Origin of the sequence: Frankia sp. AgKG'84/4 (genome assembly GCF_023242965.2) — a bacterium.
Classification (GTDB): domain Bacteria; phylum Actinomycetota; class Actinomycetes; order Frankiales; family Frankiaceae; genus Frankia.
Genome location: NZ_JALKFU020000619.1, coordinates 1 through 2970 on the forward strand (window position 1 = coordinate 1; position 2970 = coordinate 2970).

The 2970-nt window shown below is 73.3% G+C and carries 4 protein-coding genes; all 4 read left to right on the forward strand.

Translation table 11 applies throughout. The features are described from left to right. Positions 1-229, forward strand: a 229-nt coding sequence (locus tag MXD58_RS24075) for a hypothetical protein (protein WP_250609984.1), incomplete at its 5' end; no start/stop codon positions are given. A 25-nt stretch (positions 230-254) separates the two neighbouring features. After that, positions 255-1187 (forward strand): vWA domain-containing protein, encoded by a 933-nt coding sequence (locus MXD58_RS24080; RefSeq protein ID WP_248841046.1) that lies wholly within the window; start codon positions 255-257, stop codon positions 1185-1187. 11 nt (positions 1188-1198) lie between these two features. Further along, positions 1199-2011: a hypothetical protein gene (locus MXD58_RS24085; protein ID WP_248841045.1), complete on the forward strand. Its 813-nt coding sequence runs from the start codon at positions 1199-1201 to the stop codon at positions 2009-2011. Further along, entirely contained in the window at positions 2008-2940 is a 933-nt protein-coding gene (locus MXD58_RS24090) for a protein kinase family protein (RefSeq protein ID WP_248841044.1), read from the forward strand. Before MXD58_RS24085 ends, MXD58_RS24090 begins: the two co-directional genes overlap by 4 nt. Positions 2941-2970 lie beyond the last annotated feature (30 nt).

Genomic DNA, 2970 nt, shown 5'->3' on the forward strand with positions numbered 1-2970 from the left:
GGTTGAGCCCGCGGCGCCCGAGCGCCCGGCCGCCCGCGATCTCGGCGAGGTTTCCGAGGCGCCGCGGGTGGTGCAGTGCCCGCGCTGTGGTGCGTTCCGCGTCGACGTGGGGCACACGTCGACCGGCTACGCGTTCCGCTGCCGCGTCGACGCCCACGAGTGGAAGTGGCGGCCCGGGACGGCGTGGCCGGCGACCGTCATCGCCAGCCGTCGGCGCAGGGCGCCCTGACGGCAGGCCACCGGACGACGAGCGCATGGCCGACCGCGCCCCAGAGCAGGCCCGGACGGTTGACCAGCACGCATGGACGATCAGGACGGACGACGAGATGTACGAGCAGACCTTCTCCCGCGCGAATCCCGGCTGCATCGTGTTCCTGCTGGACCGATCCGACTCGATGAAACAGCCATGGCAGTCCAGCGGCGGCACGCTCGCCGAGGGCGCGGCCCGCGCCGTGAACAAGATCCTGCTCGACCTGTGCGTGAAGTCGGCGAAGGAGGTCGGCGGGCGCGCCCGGCACTACTTCGACGTCGGCGTGTTCGGCTACGGCGCCTGTCCGACGGCGGGCGGCGAGGGCGTCGAGCCGGCGCTGCGCGGCGGGCCGATCGTGGCGATCCCCGACGTGTTCGACTCTCCGCTGCGGGTCGAGCCGCTGCGCGGTGGCCCCGACGATCCGACGATCGACGCGGTCGCCGGCTCCCGGCTGCCCGTCTGGGTCGAGCCGGTGTTCGGCTACCGCACGCCGATGTGCCAGGCGATCGCGGCGGCCGGCGAGCACGTGTACGAATGGGCGGCGAGCCATCCGGACTCGTTCCCGCCGATCGTCATCAACATCACCGACGGGATGGTCACCGACAGCCCGTTCGACGGCGCCGACCTCGCCGCATGGGCCACCCGGCTCACCTCGATCGAGACCCGCGACGGCGGGACGCTGCTGTTCAACATCTTCCTGTCGCCGACGATCGCGCCCGAGGTGCTGTTCCCGGTGACGGGCGCCGGGCTGCCCGCGCCGGGGCCGGACCTGTTCTCGATCTCCAGCGCGCTGCCGGCATCGATGGTCGCGAACGCCCGCGGCGCCCGGGTGGAGATCGCCGACGGCGCCCGCGGGTTCGTGTTCAACGCCGGCCTGGCCACCCTCGTGTGGTTCCTGGAGATCGGCACCCGCGTCGCCGCCGTGCGGGACCGGTGAGGACGCCGCCGATGATCCTCGCCCGCTCCACCTGTTTCGCCCTGGAGAAGCAGGGCAGCACCGCGCTGGAATGGGAGGACGCCGCCGCGTTCCACGACGGCGACCCCGCCGCCGGGGTGGCGCCCCACTACGTGGTCGTCGACGGGGCCACCGAGGCGTACGACGCGATCCGCTGGGTGGAACATCTCGTCGGCTCGTTCGTCGCCGAGCCCGGCCCCGCCCTCACCCCCGACGGGCTGGGCGCCTGGTTCGAGCAGGTCCAGCGGCTGTGGACGGCACAGGCGCCGACCCGGTTCGCGACCGTCATCGAGCAGCACAAGTTCGACACCGAAGGTTCGTTCGCGACGTTCCTGGGCTGCCGGCTCACCGGCCTCGACGGGCCGGGGGCCCGCTGGGAGGCCGCCGCGCTCGGCGACACCGTGCTGTTCCACGTCCGCGCCGGGCGGCTGCTCACCCACTTCCCGCCCATCGGCGTGGACGAGTTCGGCCTGTCCCCCGACGGGGTCGGCACCCACCCGCAGGACGTCGACGCGATGGTCCGCGGCCTGGATCTGGCCGCCGGCGAGGTCCGCGCCGGCGACACGCTGTTCATCGCCACCGACGCGCTGGCCGCCTGGCTGCTGGCACGGGCGGCGCGCGACGAGGCGACACCCGGCGACGGGGCGGCGGTGTGGCCGGTGCTCACCGAGCTGGGCCACGACGCCGCGTTCGCGGCCCTCGTCGCCGACCAGCGCGCCGCGGGATGGCTGCACAACGACGACGTCACGCTGCTACGCGTCCGGCTCGTCACCAACGAGCCCCCCGCCCTGGTCGTGAACCTTTGACCACGTATCCCTCCGCGGAGGACTACATCCGCGCCGTGCAACGGCCCGACGTCGTGTTCGACCGACCCGAGCTGAACGCGGCCCACTTCGACGAGCACCCGATGCTCGGCATTCCCGTTCCCGCGTCGGGCTCCACCGCGGTCGTGTTCCGGGCGACGGTCGGCGGCACCGCGCGGGCACTGCGGTTCTTCACCCGCGACGACGCCGCCACCGAGCAGCGTTACACCGCGCTGAACACCTGGTTCACCCAGCAGAACCTCACCGGCGACGTCGCCGTCTGCCACTGGGTGGAGCAGGCGATCCTGGTCGACGGGCGGCGCTGGCCGATGGTCCAGATGGAATGGGTCGACGGGCGCACCCTCGACCGGCACGTCGAGGACCTCGCCGACGCCGGCGACCGCGCCGCCCTGACGGCGCTCGCCGACTCCTGGCGCGACCTGCTGCGCCGCACCCAGTCGGCCCGGTTCGCGCACGGCGACCTGCAGCACGGCAACGTGCTCGTCGACCCGGCCGGCCGGCTGCGCCTCGTCGACTTCGACAGCTCGTGGATCGCCCCGTTCGCCGGCTCCCCGGCGCCGACGGAGGTGGGGCACCGCAACTACCAGCCCGAGAACCGGGTCTGGGGACCGTGGATGGACACCTTCCCCGGGCTGGTCATCTACCTGTCGCTGCTGGCCCTCGCCCGCGACCCGGCCCGGTGGGAGCAGCTCAACGACGGCGACAACCTGCTCTTCGGCCACCGCGACTACCAGCCGCCGCACCAGACCCAGGCCTGGTCCTGGGTCGAACAGCTCCACGACCCACGCATCGACGAGCTGGCCGCCCGGCTGCGCGCCTGCTGCGCGCCCGGCTGGACCGCCGGCAGCGACCTGGAGGGCCTGCTCGGGGTGAGTCCCACTGCGTGGTGTAGATCGGGAGCGGCTGGTTGATCGTCCGGGGTGCGGGTGTGTCGCTCCGAG

Excerpts from the sequence above, each read along its gene's own strand:
- MXD58_RS24080 (WP_248841046.1), top strand. The coding sequence starts at position 255 with ATGGCCGACCGCGCCCCAGAGCAGGCCCGGACGGTTGACCAGCACGCA.
- MXD58_RS24085 (WP_248841045.1), top strand. The coding sequence starts at position 1,199 with ATGATCCTCGCCCGCTCCACCTGTTTCGCCCTGGAGAAGCAGGGCAGC.